The sequence below is a fragment of the Sphingobacterium sp. CZ-UAM genome (assembly GCF_002000245.1).
Taxonomy (GTDB): Bacteria; Bacteroidota; Bacteroidia; order Sphingobacteriales; family Sphingobacteriaceae; genus Sphingobacterium.
Map to the genome: position 1 here is coordinate 338,151 of NZ_MTCM01000003.1, position 25,565 is coordinate 363,715.

General features: G+C 40.7%; 23 protein-coding genes and 1 tRNA gene. 8 read left to right on the forward strand and 16 right to left on the reverse strand.

Annotated features, from left to right (window positions below; translation table 11 throughout):
* Window position 1 precedes the first annotated feature (1 nt).
* From BWD42_RS15220 to trmB, 3 genes are all read right to left on the reverse strand, one after another.
* The gene (locus BWD42_RS15220) at window positions 2-1,471 is read right to left on the reverse strand and encodes a SusD/RagB family nutrient-binding outer membrane lipoprotein (RefSeq protein ID WP_077437248.1); all 1,470 of its coding nucleotides are present in this window, start codon (window positions 1,469-1,471) and stop codon (window positions 2-4) included.
* A gap of 11 nt (window positions 1,472-1,482) precedes the next feature.
* On the reverse strand, window positions 1,483-4,737 hold the full coding sequence (locus BWD42_RS15225; protein ID WP_077437249.1) for a SusC/RagA family TonB-linked outer membrane protein: 3,255 nt from the start codon (window positions 4,735-4,737) through the stop codon (window positions 1,483-1,485).
* 623 nt (window positions 4,738-5,360) lie between these two features.
* Window positions 5,361-6,017, reverse strand: coding sequence for a tRNA (guanosine(46)-N7)-methyltransferase TrmB (trmB, locus tag BWD42_RS15230; RefSeq protein WP_077437250.1), 657 nt, complete (start codon window positions 6,015-6,017; stop codon window positions 5,361-5,363).
* 57 nt (window positions 6,018-6,074) lie between these two features.
* Here trmB and BWD42_RS15235 point away from each other — a divergent pair, with 57 nt between their 5' ends.
* Window positions 6,075-7,013, forward strand: coding sequence for a GDP-L-fucose synthase family protein (locus BWD42_RS15235; protein ID WP_077437251.1), 939 nt, complete (start codon window positions 6,075-6,077; stop codon window positions 7,011-7,013).
* Here the strand turns inward: BWD42_RS15235 and BWD42_RS15240 are convergent.
* The 3 genes from BWD42_RS15240 to BWD42_RS15250 form a co-directional block, all read right to left on the reverse strand.
* Complete coding sequence (locus tag BWD42_RS15240; RefSeq protein ID WP_077437252.1) at window positions 7,010-7,513, reverse strand: hypothetical protein; 504 nt, start codon at window positions 7,511-7,513, stop codon at window positions 7,010-7,012. The genes BWD42_RS15235 and BWD42_RS15240 overlap by 4 nt on opposite strands.
* Window positions 7,506-7,925 (reverse strand): hypothetical protein, encoded by a 420-nt coding sequence (locus tag BWD42_RS15245; protein ID WP_077437253.1) that lies wholly within the window; start codon window positions 7,923-7,925, stop codon window positions 7,506-7,508. Before BWD42_RS15245 ends, BWD42_RS15240 begins: the two co-directional genes overlap by 8 nt.
* A 129-nt stretch (window positions 7,926-8,054) precedes the next feature.
* Window positions 8,055-8,324, reverse strand: a complete 270-nt coding sequence (locus BWD42_RS15250; protein ID WP_077437254.1) for a YtxH domain-containing protein — start codon at window positions 8,322-8,324, stop codon at window positions 8,055-8,057.
* A 238-nt stretch (window positions 8,325-8,562) separates the two neighbouring features.
* On the opposite strand from BWD42_RS15250, the gene BWD42_RS15255 reads away from it, so the two are divergent.
* Complete coding sequence (locus BWD42_RS15255; protein ID WP_077437255.1) at window positions 8,563-10,107, forward strand: YifB family Mg chelatase-like AAA ATPase; 1,545 nt, start codon at window positions 8,563-8,565, stop codon at window positions 10,105-10,107.
* Here BWD42_RS15255 and BWD42_RS15260 read toward each other — a convergent pair.
* From BWD42_RS15260 to rsfS, 4 genes are read right to left on the reverse strand one after another with little or no spacing between them, the layout of a single operon-like run.
* Window positions 10,104-10,727 carry a rhomboid family intramembrane serine protease gene (locus BWD42_RS15260; protein ID WP_077437256.1) on the reverse strand — a complete coding sequence of 208 codons (624 nt, stop codon included), beginning with the start codon at window positions 10,725-10,727 and terminating at the stop codon, window positions 10,104-10,106. The two genes, BWD42_RS15255 and BWD42_RS15260, sit on opposite strands and share 4 nt — an antisense overlap.
* 2 nt (window positions 10,728-10,729) lie before the next feature.
* Window positions 10,730-11,377, reverse strand: coding sequence for a lactate utilization protein C (locus tag BWD42_RS15265; RefSeq protein WP_077437257.1), 648 nt, complete (start codon window positions 11,375-11,377; stop codon window positions 10,730-10,732).
* 58 nt (window positions 11,378-11,435) lie between these two features.
* Entirely contained in the window at window positions 11,436-13,517 is a 2,082-nt protein-coding gene (ftsH, locus tag BWD42_RS15270; RefSeq protein ID WP_077437258.1) for an ATP-dependent zinc metalloprotease FtsH, read from the reverse strand.
* Window positions 13,518-13,568: 51 nt separating this feature from the next.
* On the reverse strand, window positions 13,569-13,943 hold the full coding sequence (gene rsfS / locus BWD42_RS15275) for a ribosome silencing factor (RefSeq protein ID WP_077437259.1): 375 nt from the start codon (window positions 13,941-13,943) through the stop codon (window positions 13,569-13,571).
* 47 nt (window positions 13,944-13,990) lie between these two features.
* Here rsfS and BWD42_RS15280 point away from each other — a divergent pair, with 47 nt between their 5' ends.
* The 4 genes from BWD42_RS15280 to pfkA all read left to right on the forward strand — a co-directional run bounded on the left by BWD42_RS15280 (window position 13,991) and on the right by pfkA (window position 18,294).
* A complete protein-coding gene (locus tag BWD42_RS15280; protein ID WP_254846248.1) occupies window positions 13,991-14,761 on the forward strand; it encodes a biotin--[acetyl-CoA-carboxylase] ligase in 771 nt (256 codons plus the stop codon).
* Between the two features lie 123 nt (window positions 14,762-14,884).
* Window positions 14,885-15,334, forward strand: coding sequence for a protein-disulfide reductase DsbD domain-containing protein (locus BWD42_RS15285; protein ID WP_077437260.1), 450 nt, complete (start codon window positions 14,885-14,887; stop codon window positions 15,332-15,334).
* 86 nt (window positions 15,335-15,420) lie between these two features.
* A complete protein-coding gene (locus tag BWD42_RS15290; RefSeq protein WP_077437261.1) occupies window positions 15,421-17,127 on the forward strand; it encodes a protein-disulfide reductase DsbD family protein in 1,707 nt (568 codons plus the stop codon).
* Between the two features lie 192 nt (window positions 17,128-17,319).
* The gene (gene pfkA / locus BWD42_RS15295; protein WP_077437262.1) at window positions 17,320-18,294 is read left to right on the forward strand and encodes a 6-phosphofructokinase; all 975 of its coding nucleotides are present in this window, start codon (window positions 17,320-17,322) and stop codon (window positions 18,292-18,294) included.
* A 209-nt stretch (window positions 18,295-18,503) separates the two neighbouring features.
* Here the strand turns inward: pfkA and BWD42_RS15300 are convergent, their stop codons facing one another.
* From BWD42_RS15300 to BWD42_RS15320, 5 genes are all read right to left on the reverse strand, one after another.
* Window positions 18,504-18,950, reverse strand: coding sequence for a hypothetical protein (locus BWD42_RS15300; RefSeq protein WP_077437381.1), 447 nt, complete (start codon window positions 18,948-18,950; stop codon window positions 18,504-18,506).
* Between the two features lie 255 nt (window positions 18,951-19,205).
* Complete coding sequence (locus BWD42_RS15305; RefSeq protein ID WP_077437382.1) at window positions 19,206-20,345, reverse strand: TlpA disulfide reductase family protein; 1,140 nt, start codon at window positions 20,343-20,345, stop codon at window positions 19,206-19,208.
* A 74-nt stretch (window positions 20,346-20,419) separates the two neighbouring features.
* Window positions 20,420-21,208 carry a TPM domain-containing protein gene (locus tag BWD42_RS15310; RefSeq protein WP_410528290.1) on the reverse strand — a complete coding sequence of 263 codons (789 nt, stop codon included), beginning with the start codon at window positions 21,206-21,208 and terminating at the stop codon, window positions 20,420-20,422.
* Between the two features lie 19 nt (window positions 21,209-21,227).
* The gene (locus BWD42_RS15315; protein WP_077437263.1) at window positions 21,228-21,656 is read right to left on the reverse strand and encodes a TPM domain-containing protein; all 429 of its coding nucleotides are present in this window, start codon (window positions 21,654-21,656) and stop codon (window positions 21,228-21,230) included.
* Window positions 21,657-21,808: 152 nt separating this feature from the next.
* Window positions 21,809-22,387, reverse strand: a complete 579-nt coding sequence (locus tag BWD42_RS15320; protein WP_077437384.1) for a LemA family protein — start codon at window positions 22,385-22,387, stop codon at window positions 21,809-21,811.
* A 166-nt stretch (window positions 22,388-22,553) separates the two neighbouring features.
* On the opposite strand from BWD42_RS15320, the gene BWD42_RS15325 reads away from it, so the two are divergent.
* Window positions 22,554-24,098 carry an NAD(P)/FAD-dependent oxidoreductase gene (locus BWD42_RS15325; protein ID WP_077437264.1) on the forward strand — a complete coding sequence of 515 codons (1,545 nt, stop codon included), beginning with the start codon at window positions 22,554-22,556 and terminating at the stop codon, window positions 24,096-24,098.
* A 59-nt stretch (window positions 24,099-24,157) separates the two neighbouring features.
* Window positions 24,158-24,233 (forward strand) — tRNA-Gly (locus BWD42_RS15330).
* A 50-nt stretch (window positions 24,234-24,283) separates the two neighbouring features.
* Here BWD42_RS15330 and BWD42_RS15335 read toward each other — a convergent pair.
* Window positions 24,284-25,501, reverse strand: coding sequence for an MFS transporter (locus tag BWD42_RS15335; RefSeq protein WP_077437265.1), 1,218 nt, complete (start codon window positions 25,499-25,501; stop codon window positions 24,284-24,286).
* Window positions 25,502-25,565 lie beyond the last annotated feature (64 nt).

Consider the following 25,565-nt stretch of genomic DNA (forward strand, 5'->3'; position numbering starts at 1 on the left):
ACTAGTTGATTGTAGGTTGCCACCACATTTTTTCATTTATTCCATCTCCGCCCATGCGACTGACCGCATCTTGGTAATTTTCCCTATTAAGCGATTGGACAATAATTGGGTAATTTAATCTGACGGGCATCTTTCCATTGTTTAATAAACCTGGCCCTTTGTACAGATCCAGCAACTGTGTTCGACGATACTCATACCACTGTTGGAAATCCGTATACATCATTGCAAAATACTTTTGCAGATGCACCTTTTTTAGCTTTTGAGTTTCGGAATCCTCAGCCGAAAAAATCACTTTTGGATTTGCCAAATAGCCCTGTGGAACAGTAGTTCCCCAATATTCCATCGCTCCATTGATTCCCTTTGTATATGCTTCAGAAGCATCAAGCTCAACATAATTCCGCAGGGCACATTCCGCTATGATAAATTGCAATTCAGCATAATTCATGATATTTCCCATGTGCGCATCAGATTTTAAGGCAAGCTGTAATGTCGATTGAATCTCAGGAACATTGCCTCTTCTATAACCTGATTGCATACCGCCATATACACCGAGGCTAGCCTCCGTAGCCCATATCTTTAGACGCGGGTCTCCAAGATCCATCAGATTATTAATCAAAAATTCAGCATAGCCTTTTGAACGGTTAAAATCGAAATCCCGCATTGTGAAATTGGGGTTCATATACGGTTGTACATTGGTATAGTATACCGCGGCCGTTTCAGCATTGCTTTGCATAATCGGATATTCGGCAGCATTGGTCTCCAATATTTCCTTAATCTTGGCAACAGCATTCGTTTCTGTTTTATGTGCAACCCGCAATAGCAATCGCAAATACAAGGAGTTTCCAAATTTGCGCCATTTTGTCGGATCTGAATTATAAATTGGATCCATCGCTGTATTGGCTGATTCTACGACAACATTCTCTTTCAATAAGGTGTTGGCTTCTTCCAGTTTTCGGAAAATATCTTTATAGATATCCTCCTGTTTATCAAACTTGGGGGTAAGATTACCTTCGGAAAAACCTTTATTACTATCAAAATATGGCACGTCACCATACATGTCCGTGATCATGGAACTTACCCAAGCATCTAGTATGAGGGAAATTCCCTGATAGGTTTGATAACCTTTCTGTTGTCCGGCAAACGCTTTTTGATACATATCCCGGATATTGGTTAATTGCACATACCAACCGGACCAGCTCGATTCAGATTCAGATGGCCTAATTTCATAGCGCTGGATTTCCAGATTATCATTTACGGTAACCGTTACCTGCATCAGTTCATTGTTAATCCGCAAATTGCGCGATAGATTGGTACTCAACAGGTTGACCAATGCAGGGGCTAATAGGCTTTGGGGTGCTGCTGCTGCAACGGCATTAGGATTTGTATTCTTTTCTACAAAGTCTTTGGTACAGCTTTGGAATGTTAAACTTCCAAGCATCAGTAGACTTGCTATATAGATATGTCTCTTCATAATGTCAATAGTTAAAATGAAAATGATAAGTTTACGCCCATTGTACGGGTCGAAGGAAATTGAGCAATTTCAGCTCCTTTTTCAATACCACTGGAAGTCAAAGAAGCGAATTCTGGATCAAAAGCCGGCCATTTAGTAAAAACAAAAAGATCCCGTCCGTACACGCCAATAGATGCTTTCTCAATCTTGTAACGACTTAGGAAAGACTTCGGCAATGAATAATCTAAGCGAACTTCCCGGAGTTTAATAAAGTCTGTAGAAAAAGTATTGGACTCGATATTATCACGGTTGAAATGTCTAGCATAGTAATCACCGGCTTCTGCAACGACCGTATTTTTGCTATAACTTCCATCTGGATTCAACACAACACCGTCGCCTATAATTCCATTATATCTTCCGGGCAGCGTTTTCTTCAACTTTCCTTCCTCCATCAGAACAGCATGCGTTAATGAATAACCTACCCCGCCAAATTGTCCATCAAATAAGAAGTTAAAGCGGAAACCTTTATACTTAAATTCGTTCCCCCAACCGAATTTTGTCGTTGGGTTAGGATTACCGATATATATATTATCCTGAGTCAATACAGGAACCCCGCCTTCGTAAACGATCTTCCCGTCGGGATTTCTCTCATAACCTAGACCCCAAATATCACCAAATCGACGATCGGGGATAGCAACTATAGAACCTCGACTGCCAAACAAGGTCGAAAGCACAAGCTGCCCCTCAAAAGCTGCCGGAATAGACAACACCTTTGAATCATAATGCGTAAAGTTTCCATACATGTTCCAGTTCAGCTTATCGCTATTTTTCAGGATATCACCTGATAAGGCGAGCTCAACTCCTTTACTTCTAACTTCTCCGGCATTGGTATATCGTAATCTATATCCACTGGAAGGATCTACAGGAGGTGTGATCAGCTGTTTATCAGTAGCTGTACTATATACGGTAAAATCCAGCTTAATCCGGTCTTTAAACATCCGAAAATCTGTCCCCAACTCATAAGAAGTGGTACGCTCGGGCTGTAAATTCTCGTCAGGTACTGTCGTCGGATTCGCAAGTCCACCATTAAAACCGATGGCACTCCGATAGGCGTATGAGTTTCCATAAGGGTCTTTGCCCCCGCCACCGACACCGGCAATAGAAGCCCTCAATTTCCAGTAGTTGATTGATTTTGGCAGTTCAAAAATCTGACTTAGGATAAAGCTTGTATTCACAGACGGATAAAAGAACCATGCCACCTCATTTCGCTTTGGTGAAGCTAGCGTACTTGCCCAGTCTACACGACCTGTAAAATCAATAAAGTACTTTTCCTTGAAACTATAATTGGCCAAACCATATACACTATGTATGGCGTATTCCTCCCGCCAAGGGTCATAAAGCACTGTTTCACGTGCATTTGCAAAGTTATACTGATTTGGATAAAGTAAACTATTGGCCTTTGCGTCGTCCTTGATGTATTTATTGTTTAGTAACGCCCCACCTGCAGAAATACCAAAACGGTGATCTTGCAAACGCTGGTTGTTGTACTGCAAGAGGAAATCAGAATTCCGCTCTTCAGCATAGATAGACTGTTCGCGATAGTAACCGAATGCATATTTGTTGGTATCAAAAGGTCTTGACTGTTTACGTTTATCATAGCCCATATCGATTCCTGTCCGGAGCATCAAACTCAGTTCATTGGTAAATTTATAATCCAACTGCACATTTCCGATTAGGTTATTTTTATTCTGTGCATTGACCATATCATAAGATATTGTTCTTGGATTATCTAATAAGCCAGAGAATGGTGTCATTTGTTCAATGCCCTCTTTGCCCGGAATCCAGTTCTGATCCAACCAGGCTGCATCAATATTGGGCGTAATACCACGGACGAAGTACATGTAGCTCTGGTTATTGTAGCCACTGTTTGGCAGATTGTCCGAGCCCCTATTGTTAAAATTAATCTTAGTGGACAAGCTCAATTTATCCGTAATTTTATTACTGAACTGCATGGCAATGGTGTGCCGATTGTATCCCATATTGGGAATAATCCACTTATTGGTTACATTAGTATATGAAAAACGAGCCGTTGTCTTTTCCGTAGATCCCGAAATACTTATGGAATTAGTCGAAGTCAGTTCCGTTTGAAACAGTTCTTTTCGGTTATTTTCATATGGACGCCAAAGCGTACGTTCCGCTGGCGTTTGTCTATAGTTAGCTGGATCGTATTGATAGAAATACTGGCCATCAAATTTTGGGCCCCATGCAGAAGAAGTACTCAACGTACTTGCACCATCTTCCGATTGTCCGTAAGAATAATACAAGTCTTGGCCCACTACGCCCTGTCCATATTCATACTGGTAATCAGGCCACCGATTAATTGTCCCGATTGCGGTATTTGAATTGACTGTAACCCCAATTCTATTTTGTATTCCCCTTCCTTTTTTGGTGGTAATAATGACTGCACCACGTGCACCACGATACCCATATAATGCCGCAGCGCCCGGTCCTTTCAGCACAGAAACCGATTCAATATCCTCGGGATTAATATCGGCCAGTGAAGAACCAAAATCTACAGGTGAATCCGCGTCTAAATAGGCGGAATTTCCTGTTTGTGTCGATCTGACTCCCCCGCCCATAATTATTCCATCCACAACGATCAAAGCCTCGTTGTCACCCGTCATGGATGTTTCCCCACGCAGGATAACTTTATTCGAGCCCAATGGCCCAGCACCCGATTTCACCAAATTTAATCCAGCAACCTTACCTGTCAACGCATCTGTCCAGTTATTTGAAATCGCATTGGTCAATTCCTCCCCCTTCACGGTACTAATGGAGTAACCAAGTGCTTTCTCCTCACGCTGAATACCTAGCGCCGTAACAACTACCTCATTCAATGCCTCAGATGTAACATTTAACGCGATTTGAGCATTTGACTGTGCTGTTGTAAAGGTCTTCGTTTGCCCTTCATAGCCGATCAACTGGAAACGGATCGAAGCACCGGCTTCAACCTCTATTTCAAAATGACCTGTTCGATCAGTCGTTCCCTTGGCTACCCCGCCGGCAAGGATAGATACCGATGCCAAGGGCTCCTGTGTCTTGCTATCTACAACTTTTCCTTTAATTCTAATCTTCCCCTGATTAAAAATGTGTGTGGCTCCGCTACTGTTTTCCATTGAAACAGCCGCCGCAGCTACATCCAGATTGCAGGCAACTATCAGCGCTGCAAATAGCACTTTCGAGGATGAGTGCCTTAGATTAATTTGGATAGGGTTAATACTAAACATAGATATTAGTGTAAATTGTTAATTTGCAATTTGGGACAAAAGTATATTCTTAACAAAAAGTTTGTTTTAACTTAATGTTTTCTTTCTGTTAACAATTGTTTCGAATACAATTTCCTTTAAGAAACATATTGCCCGATTTACATCATTATAAAAATGCAGAAGAATCCATTATGGATAGGAATTTCACGCATTAGGTTTAAAAAAATGCAAGCCTTCACCTTGGTTATTTAATATAATAGTATCGAAAATAATTAATATTCCTTAAAAAACGAAATAAATCGAAATTATTTAAAATACAGAACCGAAACAATAAGCCTATCGTTCAATCCTCTTATGCACCACCAGAGCGCAAGCACAAAATAGACTGGTAGCAAAAGCGTAGCAAGAAGAATCAATTTAGGAGGAAGGAATTTTTAACAAGAAGTAGCCCACCTGTAGCGGACAATGATAACTATGCTATAAACAACGTGGTTGCAAAGGCAAAAACAGTTTAGAGAAAGCCGACTTCTTTCTAATAAGCACTGATTAATGTTAGCGAAATGGAAGATATATTGATATAAGTATTAAACGCAAGAAAGCCCAAACTTTCGCCTGGGCTTCCCTTTATTATGAAAACGCCGATGTTAACGTTTCTCAAAGCTCCATTTCACATAATTGATATTCTTATCGTCGGCCAGGTACTTTTTCTCGTAGTATGTCTTGATTGATAAAACATCGTCGACCAAGTCCGAACGATACAGATCTGTTGTCTCTTTATATTTCTTCAGGTTCTGTAACTCTATTTGCTCAAGAGTATAGGCGTAGAAGCCGTCGTTATCTGTCTTTAGATTCATCATACCTTCTGGCTTCATGACAATCTTATAGCGGTCTAAAAATTTAGGCCCTGTCAAACGTTTCTTTTCGCGGCTGTCCTGCGGCTGTGGATCCGGAAAGGTAATCCAAATTTCATCAATTTCATTTTCGGCAAAATGCTCAAGAATCGTTTCAATCTGTATCCGCAAGAAAGCAACATTTTTAATACCATCTTCCAATGCCGTTTTCGCACCCCGCCAGATACGATTGCCTTTAAAATCAATACCGATAAAGTTTTTTTCCGGGAATAATCGCGCCAAATTAACAGTATATTCCCCTTTACCACAGGCCAATTCCAAAACAACCGGGTTTGTATTTCCAAATTGCTTCTCAGCCCATTTTCCTTTATATTCTTTGCCCGCATCGAGCTGGATGACATTCTCAAAAGTCGCTACTTCTGCAAATTTACGTAGTTTATCCTTTCCCATTTTTTTATTAATATCCCGCAAAAATAACCTTATATTTGCAGGAATCAATAACTTATCGTGGAAAAAGACGCTAAAATTTATGTAGCAGGCCATCGAGGAATGGTTGGATCGGCAATATATCGCAAATTAATAGAACTTGGATATAATAACATTGTGACCCGGACGTCCCAAGAATTAGACCTGCGTAACCAACAAGCAGTTGCTGACTTTTTCAAAGAGGAAAAACCTGATTATGTCTTCTTAGCTGCTGCTAAAGTTGGTGGAATTATGGCAAACAATACTTATCGCGCCGATTTCATCTACGAAAATATGGCGATACAGAATAACGTTATTAAATCCTCTTACGACAATGAAGTTAAGAAGTTGATGTTTTTAGGTTCAAGCTGCATCTATCCGAAAATGGCTCCTCAACCGTTAAACGAAGATCTATTGCTAACAGGCACCCTCGAACCGACAAATGAGCCCTACGCCATCGCCAAGATTGCAGGCATTAAAATGACCGAAGCTTTCCGCGATCAATATGGCTGCAATTATATTTCCGTGATGCCAACCAATCTGTATGGCATCAATGATAATTATCATCCACAAAACTCACATGTTTTGCCGGCCCTAATCCGTAGATTCCATGAAGCGAAGATCAATAAACTGGACGAAGTAACTATATGGGGGACGGGTACACCGTTAAGGGAATTTCTTTTTTCAGATGATTTAGCCGATGCTTGCGTATTTTTGATGAATAACTATAATGAGAAACAGTTTGTCAATATTGGCATCGGTGAAGATTTGAGTATAAAGGACCTGGCTGAACTCATTAAAGAGGTGGTCGGATATCAGGGGAAGATTTCTTTTGACACAAGCAAGCCTGACGGAACACCACGAAAATTGATGGATGTATCCAAATTACATGCTTTAGGCTGGAAACACAAAATTAATCTTCGCGAAGGCATTAAATTAGCTTATGAAGATTTTTTGAAAAAAGAAGAAACAACTTCCTAATAGGTTTCACTATAGGAAGGAATTCCATATTCATTGACTTCATCTTTAAGAGGAGCCTCCCCTTCAATTTGTGAATTTTTCTTTTTCTTCTTTTTGGGACGGATAAAATTACTGAGTTTACCAATTAATCCACTGATTTTATACTGATTGATCTGGCCGACGGCACGTTCAGATAATAGCAACATCAAGGCCTTTTTTAATACGCCTGAATTTTTCAAGAAGAGCTTATTCATCACAAAAGGAACACCTATACGTAAGGTTTTGGTCAACCAATCTGAATCTGGGTTACTGCTTTTTGCGAATAATTGCTGAACAAGGTTGACTCCCGGAATATTGTTTTTCAAAGAATTGAAAAATCGAATTGGGGCTTCGATCTTGTTGTTGAACAACGTAAATTGTGTTTTCAAATAAGCCTCTTGTTCGTTTTTGAGTTCCTTTAAACGAGCGATTTCAGTTTTAAGCTCCTGTAAATTGCGTATTTTTGTCTGCTTATTATTCATTTGTAGCCCCTTCTCTATCAAATTTTTCGTTTTTTCTCAACTCTTCTTCCTCTTCTTCGATCTCATCATTCCACTTGGCCAAAAAGCGACGTATGGAAAGATCCATAAACTTAGATTCCAATGCAGGTTCGAAAATCCGTATAATTACGATAATAACCATAAAAATGCCTGCTGTCGCCAGGAATCCCAATGAATAACTTCCCAATAGCTCACCTAGCCAAAATCCCAAAGCCAAACACAGGAAAAAGACAACAAACAAAGTGAATATCAATTTAGTCGCGTCCACCACCAAACTCGCGATCAACCGCGATGATCGCTCGATTGTTTTCAATTTAACGAGCTTAAACTGGGAATCTATGTACTCTTTTGTTTTTTGAAAAGTACCACTAAGTGAAAATTTTTCTTCTTCCATGCATCTTAATTTTATTTAGGCTATCTCAAAAGTCTATACCAACTTCTATAGAATATTTATATTCAGCCTTTTGAAATAGCCTATAATTCTATGTATCTCCCAAAACTGTCCTGAGGGACAATTTGCTTCTTATGCATGCTCGATGATGTCATCGTCTACAATTTCCTCTCCCTGGTTTAATTTACCTTTTAGAGTGGAGACAATTTTTTCTTTAAACTCATTCAATTGATCGAATTGTTCTTCAGCTCTCTCACGAATAGCATCACTCAAATCGCTTAATGAATCATTGATCTTATCTCTTGTATCTGATCCTTTGTCCGGAGCAAATAAAACTCCTAAAGCTGCACCTGCAGCAAGACCTGCCAACAACGCCAAAGCTACTTTACTTGTGTCATTCATTTCTTTTTCGTTTTAAAGTTCTAATTCTATTATACGATGAATCTAGTCTTCGATAATAATACAATTATTAAAGCAAATCGTTTGCCAAATACCGCATTTATCCATTATTTACTAGAATCTATATAATTACAATATAGTGATTTTCCAACAATTTTCTATCGGTTTACAATAATTCACTAAAGCTTTATTATTTATGATTTAATATTTAGTATCTTTAAATCAACCGATTATAAAACATATGTTGAACAAAACCTATTGTAGCGCCGTCTATGGTATTGAGGCATGTACCATCACAGTTGAGGTCGTAGTTTCTACGGGCCTGCATTATTATATAGTCGGACTTCCTGACAATGCTGTCAAAGAGAGCCTCCGACGTATTGAAAGTGCCATTACTTCCTGTCAACTTCACATGCCACGGCAGAAAATTGTAGTCAACTTGGCACCGGCTGACATCAGAAAGGAAGGTTCCAGCTACGATTTATCGATCGCCATCGGCATACTTGCTTCCTCAGGGCAGCTCACAACGGAATTGCTCGACTATTATCTGATCCTAGGCGAATTATCCCTAGACGGCAGTATAAAGCCTATCCGAGGCGTGTTACCGATTGCCTTACAGGCGTTAAAGGATGGCTTTAAAGGGATCATACTTCCCAAACAAAATGCACAGGAAGCCGCTATTGTTACCGGTATCGATATAATTGCTGTCGAAAATCTTACAGACGTGGTACAATTTCTCAATAATTCGAAAAAGATCCCCCCAACCACCGTTGATATCCAATCTTTTTTTCAGACCGAAGCAAATAAGTATGACGTTGATTTTGCAGATGTTGGGGGACAGGAAAATATCAAAAGAGCATTAGAAATAGCCGCTGCTGGAGGGCACAATGTCATTTTAATAGGACCTCCAGGTGCTGGTAAGACCATGTTAGCAAAAAGATTACCAACAGTTCTACCTCCGCTCAATATGACTGAATCACTCGAAACGACCAAAATTCACTCAGTTTCGGGAAATCTCAAAGCGAAAGAGGCTTTATTAACTGTCCGGCCTTTTCGCGCTCCCCATCATACCATTTCCGATGTTGCCATGGTAGGCGGAGGCTCTAATCCCCAACCCGGAGAAATTTCACTATCGCATCATGGCGTACTATTTCTGGATGAGCTTCCAGAATTTAAACGAACTGTCCTTGAGGTTATGCGACAACCGCTCGAATCGCGGAGTATCACCATATCTCGCGCAAAATTAACGATAGACTATCCGGCCAGCTTTATGTTGGTTGCCGCAATGAACCCTTGCCCTTGCGGATATTTTAATCATCCCGAAAAGGAATGCATCTGCGGCAGCAACACTGTTCAACGTTATTTAAGTAAAATATCTGGTCCATTATTAGATCGGATCGACCTACATGTTGAAGTAACACCTGTACAATTCGACGAACTGACTGCCTCTCGCCCTTCGGAAAACAGCTTGACGGTCCGAAATCGTGTCATCCAGACGAGAGAGATTCAAAAACAACGATTTGAATCCCACCCAAATGTTCATTGTAATGCGCACATGAGTAGCAAGTTGACCAGAGAGATCTGTCAGATCGGCGAACCTCAAAAGAAATTATTAAAGACAGCCATTGACCGGCTAAGCCTCTCCGCCAGGGCTTATGACCGAATATTAAAAGTTGCCCGCACCATTGCGGATATGGAAAATAGCCCTACAATCGAGAACCACCATCTCGCTGAAGCAATTCAGTACAGAAGTCTGGATCGGGAGACCTGGGGTGGGAAATTTTAGAACTGTGCCAGGCAGTGTTTTATTACCCAGGGGAAACAGATGATAGTCAAAATCAATCCGGATAATGCACCAAAAAAATGTGCATCATGGTTAATTCCGTCCTGCCCCTTTTTGGAGGCCCAAATACAATACCCCAAAAACAAAAATGCAAATAAATAAGCCGGCAAACCGATGATAAACATAACCCCTATTTTGGTTCTTGGATCAAAGAGGATATAGCTAAATAATACAGCACAGATAGCACCGGACGCTCCTAAGCTGTAATAGCCATAATTATTTTTTTGCTGAACAATCGTTGGAATGTCACTCAGCACCAGACTACCAAAATAAACGACAGCAAAGAAGAGATGTCCATATGGGCTGGCCTGTGCCAAAATCATTTCCAATCGAAAAGCGAAATAATAAAAAGTGATCATATTGAACAAGAGGTGCCCCCAGTCTTTATGGATAAAACCACTGGTCAATATTGTATATACCCGCTGTTTACGAGCTATACTGTATGGATGGAGCATCAGCTTACCATAGAGCTGTTCATGAGAAAAAGTATAGATACTCGTGACCAACGTAAAAAAGAAAATAGCACTTGCTACAGGGGCCTGTTGTAAATATAAAGTCAGCATACCTAGAAACGGTCTTCTAAAAGTAAAACATAAAGTTCTTTGGGGCCATGAGCACCCAGAACTAATCTTTTCTCAATATCAGCTGTCCGCGAAGGACCTGTAATTGTTGAGATCATAGTTGGAATTTCCTGTCCATAACGCTTTTGGATGTATGTCAGAGCATCTTTCACATCCCAAACTAACTGAGAAGCTTTAGCAACAACAATGTGAATCGGAGGATAGATACTCAACCGGCGCCCGGAAGCATTGGCATTGCTGACCATAATACTTCCATTGCGAGCGATTAATGCCTCACAGGAGGTAATACTCGCATTCGCAGATTCAAAGTCTTTCTCCGTTTTGAAAAAGGGGAATCCATAGGGGCTCAGGAGATCTTGGATACCTTGCTCCCATGCATAGATATTTTTTATATTGTTAACCTCGGTTAAAGCAATCAAATTCTCGATCAGGCCAATCTCACCATCGCAATAAAGGAACTTGCCACCGGCAGCTGTTAGTTCACGGACAAAAACAAGATCCACCAGTTCATCCTCTTCTTTGTAAAGGGCTGTTTCTTTGAAATTAGGGTGGGGATTATCATTTTTTTGAAGTAATGCTTGGCGTATCCGTTTTAACATTACCTCCTTCGCTGTCGCGTTCTTCACATTCATGGCTCAATAGCAATATAAATACAGCGCTAGAGTTTATTCTAGCGCTGCAAAATCTAAATTAGTTCAAACTATTAGACGAATTATCCAACCGTTGTTCATCTTTGGAGGTCGCCTCATCAGGGTGAACATCCAATGGTAAATCAGTCTGGGGAACACCGCCACCGTCGGCGCCATTAACAAACTCGTCGTAGGTTGTTTTGGTCTCGAAAGGACGTTTACCCAGAATTTCTTCAAGATCAGATTGGAAAAGAATTTCTTTTTCCAACAGCTTCTCTGCAATCTTGATTAGGCCTTCACGTTTATCCAACAAAAGTTGTTTTGTACGTGCATAGACATCTGTAATCAGATTACGAACTTCGGCATCAATCAATTCTGCCGTTTTGTCAGAGTATGGTTTTTGAAAAGAAGCTTCTGAGCTGTCACGGAAAGACACATTTCCGACCTTATCGTTCATACCATAAATAGCAATCATTGCATAAGAAAGTTGCGTGATACGTTCCAAGTCATTTTGAGCACCTGTAGAAATTCTTCCGAAAGTAATATCTTCAGCGACACGTCCACCCATGGTCATACACAAACTGTCGATCAGCTGCTCAGTCGTATATAAGAACTGTTCACGAGGGAGATATTGCGCATATCCCAAAGCCGCAACTCCGCGTGGAACAATAGAAACTTTCACCAAAGGATCCGCATGCTCCAAATACCAGCCCGCGATAGCGTGCCCCGCTTCGTGGTAAGCAACGATACGTTTCTCCTCGGGAGAAATGATTTTATTTTTCTTCTCAAGACCACCGATTACACGATCCACGGCGTCCTGAAAATCTTGCATATCTATCTCAGGCTTGTTTTTACGTGCGGCGATCAATGCAGCTTCATTACAAACGTTGGCGATTTCTGCTCCCGCAAAACCTGGCGTCTGTGCAGATAACTTTTTGGCATCTACCTCTGCAGATAGCTTTAACGGTTTTAAGTGCACTTTAAAAATATGCTCACGGCCGATCAAATCTGGTTTATCAATAGAAATCTGACGGTCGAAACGTCCTGGACGCAACAATGCACTATCCAACACATCAATACGGTTTGTTGCAGCCAAGATGATAACACCTGAATCCGTACCAAAACCATCCATTTCCACCAATAATTGATTCAATGTATTTTCGCGTTCATCGTTGCCACCCATCATGGAATTTTTACCACGGGCACGACCGATCGCATCAATCTCATCAATAAAAATAATACACGGAGCTTTCTCCTTGGCTTGTTTGAACAAGTCACGCACACGTGAGGCACCAACACCGACAAACATCTCAACGAAATCTGAACCAGATAGGGAGAAGAAAGGCACCTGTGCTTCACCAGCAACAGCTTTTGCCAACAAGGTTTTACCTGTTCCCGGAGGACCTACAAGCAATGCTCCTTTAGGAATTTTACCGCCTAGATTTGTGTATTTGCGTGGGTTTTTCAAGAAATCCACAATTTCCATTACCTCTTGTTTTGCTTCCTCTAAACCTGCAACATCATTAAAAGTAATATTGATTTGTGATTCTTTATCGAATAACTGAGCTTTGGATTTGCCAATATTAAATATTGCTCCGCCGCCACCTCCAGCTCCTCCGCCCATGCGGCGCATTAAGAAAATCCAGATCGCTGCCAATACCAACAATGGCAACATAAATGTCACAAACCAGCTCGCCCAAGGATTAGAGCGATCGGCATACTTTAATTGTACCTTAGGTGTACCCGGAGCCAGTTCAGCCTGCGATGCCGCTAACTTTTTCTCTAGAACCTCTGCTGAGGCATCTTTAAAGATATACTGTGGACCTGTTTCCTCCTGACCTGCAAGGCTTGGAATGGGATCATTACTCTTGGCTACGTCTTTAAAAGCGGGATTGTCTTTCCAACCCTTTTTTAGATAGACTTCTACCTCGACAAGATCATTTTTCTTATATGCTTCCAGACGCTCAACAGCGCCGGTCTTTAACATGCGTGTTTCAAAATCACTATAGCTAATTTCCTTAGCCGGGTTTTCTCCAAAAACATATTGCAAGGCAAAAAAACCTAAAAACATGGCAATCATTAGCCACACAAAATTGAATTTTGGCGGTTTTGGGCTTACCTTACTACTTGGGATTTTTTTCATTATATCGTATAATTATATTTTCTGTATAAATTAATGTATTGAGGCTTAGTATTAAGCACTCTGAAAATGTTGAATCTGTGCATCACCCCACAGATCTTCGATACCATAATGCGCTCTTTTTTCGGTCTTAAAGATATGTACAACCACATCCACAAAATCCAAAATCAACCATTCTCCGTTTGATTGTCCTTCTTTATATTGGGGTTCTTGACCAAAAGCCTTATAGACTTCCTCCTCAACACTTTTGGCAATTGCGTTTACCTGAATGTTGGAGTCGGCGTGACAAATCACAAAATAATCAGAAACAGAACTGTGAAGATCTCTTAAATCCAAGCGAACGATCTCGTTTGCTTTCTTTTCCTGCATACCGTGAACGATAATTTCTGATAGACGTTGCGACAATTCTGAACTTTTATTTTTACTCATTAAAAAATATGATAGTTTTGACTTAATATTTATTTAATACTTTCAGTTTGCAAAATAACAATATTTCGGGACTTATCATTGGTCAAAATACAATATATCTTGACAAAGTTGCCTCTACAAATGATTATTTACGAGAATTAATGTCAAAATTCACGCCACTCGCAGAAGGCACTGCCATTTTAGCAGAAGAACAGTTTCAGGGAAAAGGGCAGCGTGGAAGCGTCTGGGTCAGCGAACCAGGGAAAAATCTGACGACATCAATTCTCTTAAAACCGTATTTCTTGCCAATTGCCCAACAATTTGCGCTCTCAGCAACCATTGCAATCGCGGTAGCTAAGTGGCTTCAATGCAAAACTGAGCAGGATGTTGCTGTAAAATGGCCCAATGATATTTATGCCGGCAACAAAAAAATAGCAGGTATCCTAATTGAAAATAAATTAAAGGGCAATAGTATCGAATCGTCGATTGTCGGAATTGGTATTAACATTAATCAAATCAATTTTGACACAACAACAACAATCACCTCACTAGCTGTCCTTACTGGAAAAACGAATTATGTCATAAAAGACCTAGCCATCGAACTTTTTAAAAGTATCCAACAGGAATACAATAATCTCTTTAGCCAATCCTGGTCACAGCTACTGGCCTATTATAACGAGCTACTCTTTTGGAAAGGTCAGGAGCGTCCTTTTTTAGTCGCAGGAGAGGAAAAGCAGGGGATCATCCAAGCAGTGGGGATTGATGGCCGGCTCCAAGTACTTATTGAAGACAAACTGCAACAATTCGAAATCAAAGAGATAAGCCACCTTATATCCTAATCTTTACACTAAATTCAGATAATCCATTTTGGAATATGTTAAATTTGTAACGTAGAGAAATTAAACCTTTACCAATCATAAGTATCAAAGGTGTATAACGAACTGCAATAATTATTTAGGAAAATGAAAAAATTAGTATTGTTAATAACTGCAGTGATTTTTGCAGTTACAGGAGCTTTTGCTCAGATTCACAAACCTGTAAAATGGACTGTAGCCAGCAAGAAACTGAACAGCAAAGAGGCGGTTGTCTATGTGAAAGGAACCATCCAAAACGGTTGGCACATTTATTCTCAAAATGTAAAAGACGGTGGACCTATTCCAACATCCTTTAATTTTGCAAAAGCTGCCGACTACGCATTAGTTGGTAAAACAGCTGAGCCAAAAGCAAAAGTTAAACACGAAGAAGTGTTTAAAATGGACGTTGGTTACTTTACAAATGAAGTGATCTTTCAACAAAAAGTAAAGTTGAATAAAGGTACAGCAACCGTAAAAGGTACCGTTGAATGGCAAGCTTGTGATGCATCACAATGTCTACCTCCTGACGAATATGCTTTTGCTGTGACAATCAAATAGTAAAAATGATCATACACGGATAAAATAATAAGGCGATTCTCATCGCCTTTTTTTATTTTTGAAGCTGACATCAGAAACAGATACGCATGTTAAAAAACACATTTATTCTACTCTTAGTTGCTTTCTTCAGCCTTTCGCTTACAACAGCGACTTTTGCTTTCCAACAAGATAGTCTAACAAGTACAGAGGGGCTTCAATTTGAATCTTCACCTGACACAACTCCCGTTGCGGAGGCTGTGCCGGAGGACTTGGCTTTTTCGGACGCCCCGGACACAACCCAGAGCCAAGATAGCAGCAAATTGGATAAGGCAACAACAAATGTTTCTTCTGATAATTCGGATACTGGGAAAAAATCACTTTGGAGTATTTTTATTGCTGGATTAATTGGCGGTTTTGCCGCACTCTTGATGCCATGTATATTCCCTATGCTGCCATTGACAGTCAGCTACTTCACAAAACAATCTGGCTCCCGCGCGAATGGGATTAGCAAGGCCTTACTGTATGGTCTTTTTATCATTGTGATCTATGTGGCGCTGGGAATGATTATTACAATTGCTTTCGGCTCTGATGCGCTTAATGCCTTATCGACTAACGGAATATTTAATTTCTTATTCTTTCTATTGCTCGTAGTTTTTGCGGCATCATTCTTTGGCGCTTTCGAAATTACATTACCAAGTTCTTTTGTCAATAAAATGGATGCCAAATCAGATAAAGGGGGGCTTATTGGACTTTTCTTTATGGCATTTAGTCTTTCTTTGGTATCCTTCTCCTGTACGGGACCTATTATTGGCACCCTGCTTGTTGAAGCCGCTTCCAAAGGCGAACGTTTGGGCCCAGCAGTAGGTATGTTAGGTTTTTCCATTGCATTAGCAATTCCATTTGGTTTATTTGCCATGTTTCCTTCCATGCTAAAATCACTGCCAAAATCTGGCGGATGGCTCAACTCGGTGAAGGTAGTTCTTGGATTTTTAGAGCTTGCTTTGGCCTTAAAGTTTTTGTCCAATGTAGATTTGGCTTATCACTGGAACTGGCTGGATCGTGAAGTATTCCTATCCTTATGGATTGCCATATTCGGCCTAATGGGCTTATATCTTATTGGAAAGATCAAGTTTTCACATGATAGCGAACTAAAATTCCTCTCTGTACCACGTACTATACTTGCAATCGTCGTATTCTCTTTTGTGGTCTATATGATCCCGGGTCTATGGGGCGCACCATTGAAATCTATTTCCGCATTCTTACCTCCATCTGCCACACAGGACTTCGACCTTTCGGCTGGAGTAGCAAATGCGCCAGCTCACAGTGATGGTAAAGTAAAAAAATATGCAGAAATCTTCCATGAGCGCGGTACACCAAAAGGTTTTGATCCATACTATGATTATGATCAGGCTCTGGAAGCTGCGAAAGAGTTAAACAAGCCTGTATTAATCGACTTTACAGGCTGGAACTGTGTCAATTGTCGAAAAATGGAAGCAAATGTGTGGACTGATCCAGTCGTCGCCAAACTATTAAAAGAAGAATTTGTTATGGCTGAACTGTTTGTTGATGATAAAACCGAATTACCTGCAAACGAACAATTTGTTTCTAAGTATAGCGGCAAGAAAATTAAAACGATCGGCAATAAAAACAGTGATTTTCAAGCATCAACATTTAATAGTAATTCACAACCCTTATATGTAATCGTGGATGCCTCAGGTAAGGTATTAGTACCCCAAACAGGTGCAAACTATAATATTGAACAATACAAGGCATTTTTACAAAGTGGAATTGATGCTTTTAAAGCTAAGAAATAAGTCTACTTGTTAACAAAATAATAGTTTTTAAATCTTAAAAGGACTATTGTAAAGTTTACATGAAGTTTGCTGCTCGCTTAGATTAATTACACAGTAGAGGCCTATTATTTAATTGCATTTAAGCAATTCTGAACTTTTTATAACAGAAATATAATTGTATATAAACGTAAAAATAGCTAAGTTTGAGTACGTATGAGTAACATTAAAAAAATTGCTGTTTTGACATCTGGAGGAGATGCTCCAGGAATGAATGCCGGTATTCGCGCTGTCGTGAGAGCGGGTATCTTTAACAATCTTGAGGTATTTGGTGTACGCAGGGGCTATGATGGTTTGGTAAATGGAGAAATTTTCCCAATGGATGCCAAATCCGTGGCCAATATCATACAGCGTGGTGGCACAATCCTAAAAACTGCGCGCAGTGAGGCTTTCAAGACCATAGAAGGCCGTAAACAAGCTTATGATAATTTACGTAGCCATGAAATTGATGCGATGGTTGTCATCGGTGGTGACGGAACTTTTACAGGCGCGTCAAAATTCATCGATGAGTTTGACTTTCCAATCATCGGTCTACCGGGCACGATCGACAATGATTTGGCCGGGACTGATTTTACCATTGGTTATGATACAGCAATTAATACTGTTATTCAGGCAGTAGATAAGATCCGTGACACTGCAGAATCCCATGATAGGGTTTTTGTTATCGAGGTCATGGGACGTGATTCGGGTTTGATCGCCATCCGTTCAGGAATAAGTACCGGTGCTGAAGCTGTATTGGTTCCTGAGTTTGAGGTTGACTACGATGCAATCATGAAAAGGCTGGATAAGAGCCGTAAGAATAAATCCTCACGTATTATCATCGTTGCCGAAGGTGATAAAGAAGGCGGAATGGTCGTTTCGGAAAAAATAAAAGAAAATTTCCCGCATTATGATGTACGACTTTCTATTTTAGGTCACATCCAACGTGGTGGTAGCCCTACATGTATGGACCGTGTATTGGCAAGCAGACTTGGCGTTGCGGCAGTAGAAGCGCTTGTTGCCGGCCGTAGAGGTGAAATGGCCGGGCTGATCTGTAGTGACGTTAGATTTACTCCTTTCAAGAGCGCTATTAAACATAACGTAAAACTTAACGAAGATCTGCTTCGTATCATTGAGATACTGTCACTATAAAAGGTAGTTTTCTAGATCGCGAGTTAGGCAAACGAGGCCTACCCAAAAAGTTAAGATACTTCCCTGAGAAAGAATATTTGAAAAAATCGTAGGGGGATACGAATAAATTATAGCAGAAACGGCATGTCCAAAAAGTATGGACATGCCGTTTTTGTATGTATTACAATACTATACCCCGCATGATAAATTTAATCTCTTCATTGAGATCACTATTTCAACAAATTATTTAGATATTCTGCATTAACGACAGGCAGCTGGATCGCCTGCCCCGCCTTAGCCATTGAATCGGCAAAATGATTGGTATTTGTAATTGCTTGCTCATAGGCCGTAACAACCTGATCGGCTATATGCAGGGACTTCGGGTCTTTGATATCTACCTTATACTGATTGTCTTCTAAAGATACATGACGATAGAAACGATAGGCGGCAGCCTTTAATAGGCCTAGTTCCTGTTGCGACAATTCATCGATTCGCGCATTAGCTGGTAATGTTACATCAATAAACGCTGTCCCCTTAGCTAGCGTATCGATGGAATGATCCAAAGGAATTGCACTGAGCGCCTCCAGGTTAACCACTGGGACACCGTTTTCTTTCTTCGAATTACAGGCAACGGCACATATAGCCAAAGCCATCAACACAATCAGATTCTTTCTCATTTTATTATTTTCTAAGTGTACTACGACACCCGGTTTGATGACTTCCTCTTGTTTCTTGCTTGACCGGATCCTTCCAAAGCATCCATACAATTCTCAACCGCTCAAAGAGGGGAAATCCAAATCAACTTCCTAAACAAAGGTAAAGAAAAGATATGTAAGCTAAGCCTTAACAAAAAACACTTATTCAAAATCTCCCATATATAGAGATTTTAAATAAGTGCCTTGTATAGTGCAGTCTTAGACTGTAAGATCAGACTATTTCAACAATTCCGCTAATTTAGCTTCCAAAGCTTCTCCTCTTAGATTTGAAGCGACAATTTTTCCCGAAGGATCAATTAAGAAGTTTTGTGGAATTCCGCGCACTTCGTACAATTTTACAGGAGCAGATTTCCAGCCTTGTAAATCGGATACATGTGGCCATTGCTGTAAATTATCGTCATGGATTGCTTTCATCCAAGCATCTTTTTTGCCAGGGTTATCCAAGGAAACACCAAACACCGTAAATCCTTTATCTTTAAATTTATTGAAGGCCGCGACAACGTTTGGATTTTCGTGACGACAAGGTCCACACCAGCTCGCCCAAAAATCTAACAACACATACTTTCCACGCAGTGAAGATAAAGCAACATTTTTGCCAGTCGTATCAGGTAAGGTAAAATCAGGAGCTATAGAGCCTACGGCAACCGCTTTTAACTTTTGTATGCGCTCTGCCAATTCTTTTCCTTTTTCAGAATTTTTCAATTCCGGAGACAGCTTATCAAAGGATGTTACATATTCATTCACATTTTCTCCGCTCACATTTTCCGCCAATAGATCCAATGTATACCAGCTTTTTGGATTCTTACTGATAAATTCAGCGTCAGCTTTTTCCATCTTTTCAGAAATCTCACCAGCTTGTTTTTGCAATCCTTCAATGAATTTTGGGTCTTGTTTTTGAGCATCAGAAGCACCAAAATATTGTTGATTTAATCCCTCATATGCGTCGGTATACGGTTTTACAAAAGCTTTGTATTGAGTAAAATCATCGTTGATCGCTGTACCTGTGATTGTCGCTTCTTTAAATCCTTTTGTTGCATCTACCTTGATCACCCCTTTGGATAAATACAATTGTGCTGTTTCAGGTTGTTTCTGAGCTCCTCTTAGCTCTCCGAAAGAAAGTCCATCAGGAGAATAAATCATTACACCTTTAGTTGGAGAAGCTACCTGACCGTTGAATTTAAACTCACCTTTAAGGACAGCTGCTGAATCTAGCTGACGGGTACCATTGTTGGCGTATTGCATAAACACCTTGGCTTTATCAGAAGTAGCATTCACTTTTCCTGTCACTGTATAGCTTTCTTGTGCCATCAATAAGGCTGGTAAAAAGCTTAAACCCATTAATATTCCCTTTTTCATAATTATATACTTCCCATAAATGTAAAACATTTCCTTTGCACTGTCACGCTATTTAACATTATTTAGCAAAGTTGTTACCAACGCCCCGAGGCCCCGCCACCGCCGAAATCACCACCGCCGAATCCACCGAATCCACCGCCGGAACCGCCACCAAAACCGTCTCCACCACGATTACCACCACCAAGACCGTTAAGCAAGGTCCACCAGAAAATATCGGAAGAGCCGCGACCGTTCATCACACGACCACCACCTTTTCCGCCTCCGCCTCGATTTGAAAACATCACAACAAGAAATATCACTACAATGATGACAAAAATAATTGATCCGGAGCCACCACCACTAGGTTGTTTGGGATCAGCTTTATATTCTCCTTTTGCATACGAAATCAGGGAATTCGTCGCTTTATCTACTCCACCATAATAATCACCCTGACGAAATGCTGGCTTGATATCATTCTCAATAATACGATAGGCTATTGCATCTGGAACAGCTCCTTCAATCCCATACCCCGTTTGAATGGTCACAGCTCGGTCACCCAATGCTGCCAATAATAAAATACCATTATTGTACTTTTTATTACCGACGCCCCACTTTTTCGCCAAACGGACCGCATAATCAGAAATATCATAACCTCCGGTAGAGTTCATGACAACGACAGCAATCTGCGTCGATGTAGAATCTTCAAATGCCAACAGCTTTTGCTCCAATTGCTGTTTTTGACTGGCGGTCAATGTATTTGTATAATCATTGACAAGCTTATCAGGGGTCTCGGGAAAATCCTGTCCTATTGCAGTCATGAAAGTCAGCGCCCACAGCACTATTGCCATAACTGAAATCCGGACCCAAGAAAATATTTTCGACATAAGTTTTATTTTTTATTGACTAGCGATCACCAAAAACAATATCATTTGGAAGTTCATTGATATCATCATGCTCTCTGGGAAAGAATTTCGCTAATTGTTTGCCTGCATGTTCAATTCCCTTCACCAGCCCCTCAACAATTCTATCCATACGGAATTCTTCGACCATAAGGTCTTTGGTGCAATTCCAAAAATCACTTTCTACACGTTGATCTATTCCTTTATCGCCAATGATAGAAAATTTATGATCTTCTAAAGCAATATAAATAAGAACTCCATTCTTCAACACGGTTTTATGCATGCCTAGTTTGGAAAAATAATACGTTGCCCGGTCCTGAACTTCATCTGGACAGTGGTTTTCTATTACAACCCGAATTTCCCCAGAGGTCTCATTTTCTGCCACATTGATGGCATGAACGACTCTTTCTTGTTCTTCTGCATTTAAAGCCATAATATAATATCTTCATTAGTCCGCAAAGCTCTTTATCAGCTCCACTCCATCATGCGAACATTTGCCTATAAAATGATGTATAAAAAATGGATGAAGGGCCCATACGTAAGCCGCATCATCCATTATATCGTGTATTTCTAATAAAGGTATTATTAGAATGATACGGTCGGCGCTTTGTCTGAGCCTGGAGCGGCAGTAAATGTACCCTTGGCTTTAAATCCGAACATGCCGGCCATTAAATTATTTGGGAAGCTACGTACCGTCGTATTAAATTGTTGTACCGCCTCATTATATGCTCTGCGTTCAGTCGAGATACGGTTTTCTGTACCTTCCAATTGTGCCTGTAATTCCAGGAAGTTTTGATTTGCCTTCAAGTCTGGGTAAGCCTCTACTGAAGCCAAAAGACGGCTTAAAGAACCACTGAACTGATCTTGAACTTTTTGGAACTTCGCAATATTTTCTTCTGACAAATCATCTGCATTAATGGTAACGGATGTTGCCTTAGCTCTCGCTTCAACTACTGCAGTCAAAGTGCTTTCTTCATGTTTTGCAGCACCTTTCACCGTGTTCACCAAGTTTGGCACCAAATCCGCACGACGTTGGTAAGCATTTTCAACCTGTGCCCATTTCCCTTTGACGTTCTCATCTTGAGAAACCATCGTATTATAACCACATGAGTTTAAGGACACTAATGCAAACAAACCGCATAGGGCTACTAAAAATCTTTTCATTTTCATTGTTCAAAGAATTAAATACTATTCAAATTTTACGGTTACACTATCAAAGCATATACCAAGCTCTTACTAAGATAAGAATATTTTTATTTCCAAATCGGCAAATAGCCAATATTCTGTAACTTTGTCACGGTTTTGGGATAAAAACCCAGCCCCATAGCTTATGCAGAAAGAAATTGAGATTGCTATCCTTCCTGAAAAAATCGAAGACGAGCAATATATCCTACAACAAGGTGTAAAAGCGCTACGTCTGAAACCCCAACAGGTCAAAGGTTATAAAATCCGTAAACGTTCTATCGATGCCCGGAGCAAACAGGTGGTTTATAGAGCGCGGGTCATTTACTATATCGACGAATTCCCGTTACCAGAGATTTATGAGAACAATTTTAGATCCGTTCTTACAGGAAAGCCAGTCATCATTGTCGGCGCTGGTCCGGCAGGCTTATTTGCTGCAATTCGCTGTATTGAACGGGGGCTCAGACCAATTGTAATCGAAAGGGGGAAAAAAGTACAGGACCGAAGACGCGACCTTGCGAAGCTGAACCGCGAAGGTATTGTTAACCCCGAATCCAACTACTGTTTTGGAGAAGGTGGTGCCGGAACTTATTCGGACGGAAAACTTTATACCCGCTCTAATAAAAGGGGGGACGTAGATAAAGTCCTCAAACTGTTTGTTTCTCATGGAGCAACAAACGACATTTTAGTGAATGCCCGCCCCCACATCGGCACGAACAAGCTGCCACATATTATTGAAGCAATGCGGGAAAGCGTAATTGAATTTGGAGGCGAATTCCTTTTCGACCAACGTGTGGATGATATACTTGAGTCTTTTGGTCAGGTCCGCGGTGTAAAATTAGCCAGTGGGGAGGAAATCAAGGCCGATCATGTTATTGTAGCGACAGGGCACTCTGCGCGGGATATTTTCGAATTATTTCATCGCAACAACTGGCTGATTGAAGCAAAGGCTTTTGCGCTGGGTGTCCGCATAGAACACCCGCAGGCTATTATTGACCAGGCACAATACCATTGTCAGGTCAGAAGTGAGTATTTACCACCAGCCTATTATAGCCTCGTTGAACAGGTGAATGATCGTGGTGTTTTCTCTTTCTGTATGTGCCCCGGAGGCGTTATCGCTCCCTGTGCAACAGACCTCGATGAAATTGTTGTCAATGGTTGGTCGCCTTCCAAACGTAATAATCCACATGCCAATTCAGGCACCGTCATTCAAATCAACCTCGAAGACGTACCTAATTCCCTAAATGACCCCTTCGCTCTACTTAATTTTCAAAGGCAGATTGAACGCAAGGCTTTCGAGGTTGGCGGTGGAAATCTGGTTGCTCCCGCACAGCGCATGGTTGACTTCGTCGAGGGGCGTGTGTCCATGGATTTACCGGACAATTCGTACAAACCCGGGACGTCCTCGGCAGACCTAAGGGAAGTTTTACCAGCTTTTGTACACGAGGCGTTACGTGGTGCGCTTCCAATATTTGGTAAAAAGATGAAAGGATATTATACAAATGAAGCTATATTGGTCGGTGTAGAATCAAGGACATCTTCGCCTGTGCGTATACCTCGGAACAAAGAAAATCTGCAACACCCTCAGGTAAAAGGACTTTACCCATGCGGTGAGGGAGCCGGTTATGCCGGCGGTATTATTTCAGCCGCTATAGATGGAATTAACTGTGTCGATGCAATTGATTTAAGTTAAGATTTTTTGTTTTTTCTCTTGCAGAATAAGAAGAAATGCCTTACTTTTGTAGCATCAACGCGAAAGTAGCTCAGTTGGTAGAGCACAACCTTGCCAAGGTTGGGGTCGCGAGTTCGAATCTCGTCTTTCGCTCCAAACAAAAAACGCTTCCAAAATTTGGAAGCGTTTTTTGTTTTTGCTTACTTTTACGTGCGGCCTAAACTCATGATTGACTTATTAATAAAAGACAATAGCCCAACCAGCACAACAATAAGACCTGCAATAATAAAAGCTGTCGATACGCCGATTGCATCAGCGATAAATCCTGTAAAAAGAAGCCCTATCATACTCGGTAAAATGGCTATACTAAAATAAAGCGAGAAAACTCGCCCCAACATTTCCACTGGAACCTGCTCTTGAATAATTGTCATGAATGATGCCGAGAAAATAGACATGGAGACTCCGCCCAAACTTGTCATCATAACAAACGGAATAAACCAGGTGGAAGGAAACCATCCCGATAGTGCAAAAGTTACCCCCAATATTATGTGCATGCTGTTCACTAATACCACTTTTGTTAGGGATACTTTAGCAAGTCCCAAAAAGCTGCCTCCAATAAGCATACCTACTCCCCACACAATCTCAATAATACTCATCTCCCACTTACCGCCGCCATAATGACCGATGGTCAACAAGGGGAACATAATGGCAACAGGCATAATACAAAAAGTCGCCACCATGGCATATAGGAATAATATTCTTAGTCCTCTATTATGATAAATAGTACTCATCCCCTGTTTTAGATCATCCAAGACAGCAGCAATAGAAGGCTTCACATTAGAACGGGACAGGTGGGGTATAGTCACAAAGAGTAGTGAGGTGATCGCGACTACAGCGCCAATAACATCCAGATATAAGACAGTCGAAATAGGAAAATAGCTAATAGCCAAAGTTCCCAATGCAGGACCGGCAATGCTACTTACTGATTGTAACATTTGATTAATACCTGAAACACGTAATAATTTGTCTTCCGGAACGAGAAGTGGCGCAATTGCCTGCATGGCTGGCGAGTGAAATGCTGAACCAATCGAACGACAGGCCATTAACAGATAAATCAGAAACATATTTGTACCATCACTTTTGAGTACAAAGGTCATTCCTAATGTACAGAGCGCGATAAAGCCATCTGCAATGATCATCACTTTCTTTCGATCCCATCGATCAATATAGACACCAGCAAATGGCCCGATGATCGCTTGCGGTAATAATCCTGCGATAGCAGCAAAAGCTAACACTTCAGCAGACCTGTGCGTCAGGCTCAGCCAAATCATAATCGAAAAGTTGACTGCAGAACTGGATAATAAAGAAACAAATTGTCCAATCCATATATAACTATAGGTACGAAACCAGTTATTTTTTTCCATAAAATTTTAAATAAAAAATACAATCGGTGTATCGTCGGGGTGACTATGACTAACACATTAAAAT

Excerpts from the sequence above, each read along its gene's own strand:
- BWD42_RS15310 (WP_410528290.1), bottom strand. The coding sequence starts at position 21,208 with ATGTCGAAAATATTTTCTTGGGTCCGGATTTCAGTTATGGCAATAGTG.
- BWD42_RS15225 (WP_077437249.1), bottom strand. The coding sequence starts at position 4,737 with ATGTTTAGTATTAACCCTATCCAAATTAATCTAAGGCACTCATCCTCG.
- BWD42_RS15220 (WP_077437248.1), bottom strand. The coding sequence starts at position 1,471 with ATGAAGAGACATATCTATATAGCAAGTCTACTGATGCTTGGAAGTTTA.
- BWD42_RS15265 (WP_077437257.1), bottom strand. The coding sequence starts at position 11,377 with ATGAATGTGAAGAACGCGACAGCGAAGGAGGTAATGTTAAAACGGATA.
- BWD42_RS15315 (WP_077437263.1), bottom strand. The coding sequence starts at position 21,656 with ATGGCTTTAAATGCAGAAGAACAAGAAAGAGTCGTTCATGCCATCAAT.
- rsfS (WP_077437259.1), bottom strand. The coding sequence starts at position 13,943 with ATGAGTAAAAATAAAAGTTCAGAATTGTCGCAACGTCTATCAGAAATT.
- BWD42_RS15335 (WP_077437265.1), bottom strand. The coding sequence starts at position 25,501 with ATGGAAAAAAATAACTGGTTTCGTACCTATAGTTATATATGGATTGGA.
- ftsH (WP_077437258.1), bottom strand. The coding sequence starts at position 13,517 with ATGAAAAAAATCCCAAGTAGTAAGGTAAGCCCAAAACCGCCAAAATTC.
- BWD42_RS15320 (WP_077437384.1), bottom strand. The coding sequence starts at position 22,387 with ATGAAAAGATTTTTAGTAGCCCTATGCGGTTTGTTTGCATTAGTGTCC.
- BWD42_RS15245 (WP_077437253.1), bottom strand. The coding sequence starts at position 7,925 with ATGGAAGAAGAAAAATTTTCACTTAGTGGTACTTTTCAAAAAACAAAA.
- BWD42_RS15325 (WP_077437264.1), top strand. The coding sequence starts at position 22,554 with ATGCAGAAAGAAATTGAGATTGCTATCCTTCCTGAAAAAATCGAAGAC.
- BWD42_RS15285 (WP_077437260.1), top strand. The coding sequence starts at position 14,885 with ATGAAAAAATTAGTATTGTTAATAACTGCAGTGATTTTTGCAGTTACA.
- pfkA (WP_077437262.1), top strand. The coding sequence starts at position 17,320 with ATGAGTAACATTAAAAAAATTGCTGTTTTGACATCTGGAGGAGATGCT.
- BWD42_RS15290 (WP_077437261.1), top strand. The coding sequence starts at position 15,421 with ATGTTAAAAAACACATTTATTCTACTCTTAGTTGCTTTCTTCAGCCTT.
- BWD42_RS15250 (WP_077437254.1), bottom strand. The coding sequence starts at position 8,324 with ATGAATGACACAAGTAAAGTAGCTTTGGCGTTGTTGGCAGGTCTTGCT.
- BWD42_RS15300 (WP_077437381.1), bottom strand. The coding sequence starts at position 18,950 with ATGAGAAAGAATCTGATTGTGTTGATGGCTTTGGCTATATGTGCCGTT.
- BWD42_RS15255 (WP_077437255.1), top strand. The coding sequence starts at position 8,563 with ATGTTGAACAAAACCTATTGTAGCGCCGTCTATGGTATTGAGGCATGT.
- BWD42_RS15305 (WP_077437382.1), bottom strand. The coding sequence starts at position 20,345 with ATGAAAAAGGGAATATTAATGGGTTTAAGCTTTTTACCAGCCTTATTG.
- BWD42_RS15260 (WP_077437256.1), bottom strand. The coding sequence starts at position 10,727 with ATGCTGACTTTATATTTACAACAGGCCCCTGTAGCAAGTGCTATTTTC.
- trmB (WP_077437250.1), bottom strand. The coding sequence starts at position 6,017 with ATGGGAAAGGATAAACTACGTAAATTTGCAGAAGTAGCGACTTTTGAG.
- BWD42_RS15240 (WP_077437252.1), bottom strand. The coding sequence starts at position 7,513 with ATGAATAATAAGCAGACAAAAATACGCAATTTACAGGAGCTTAAAACT.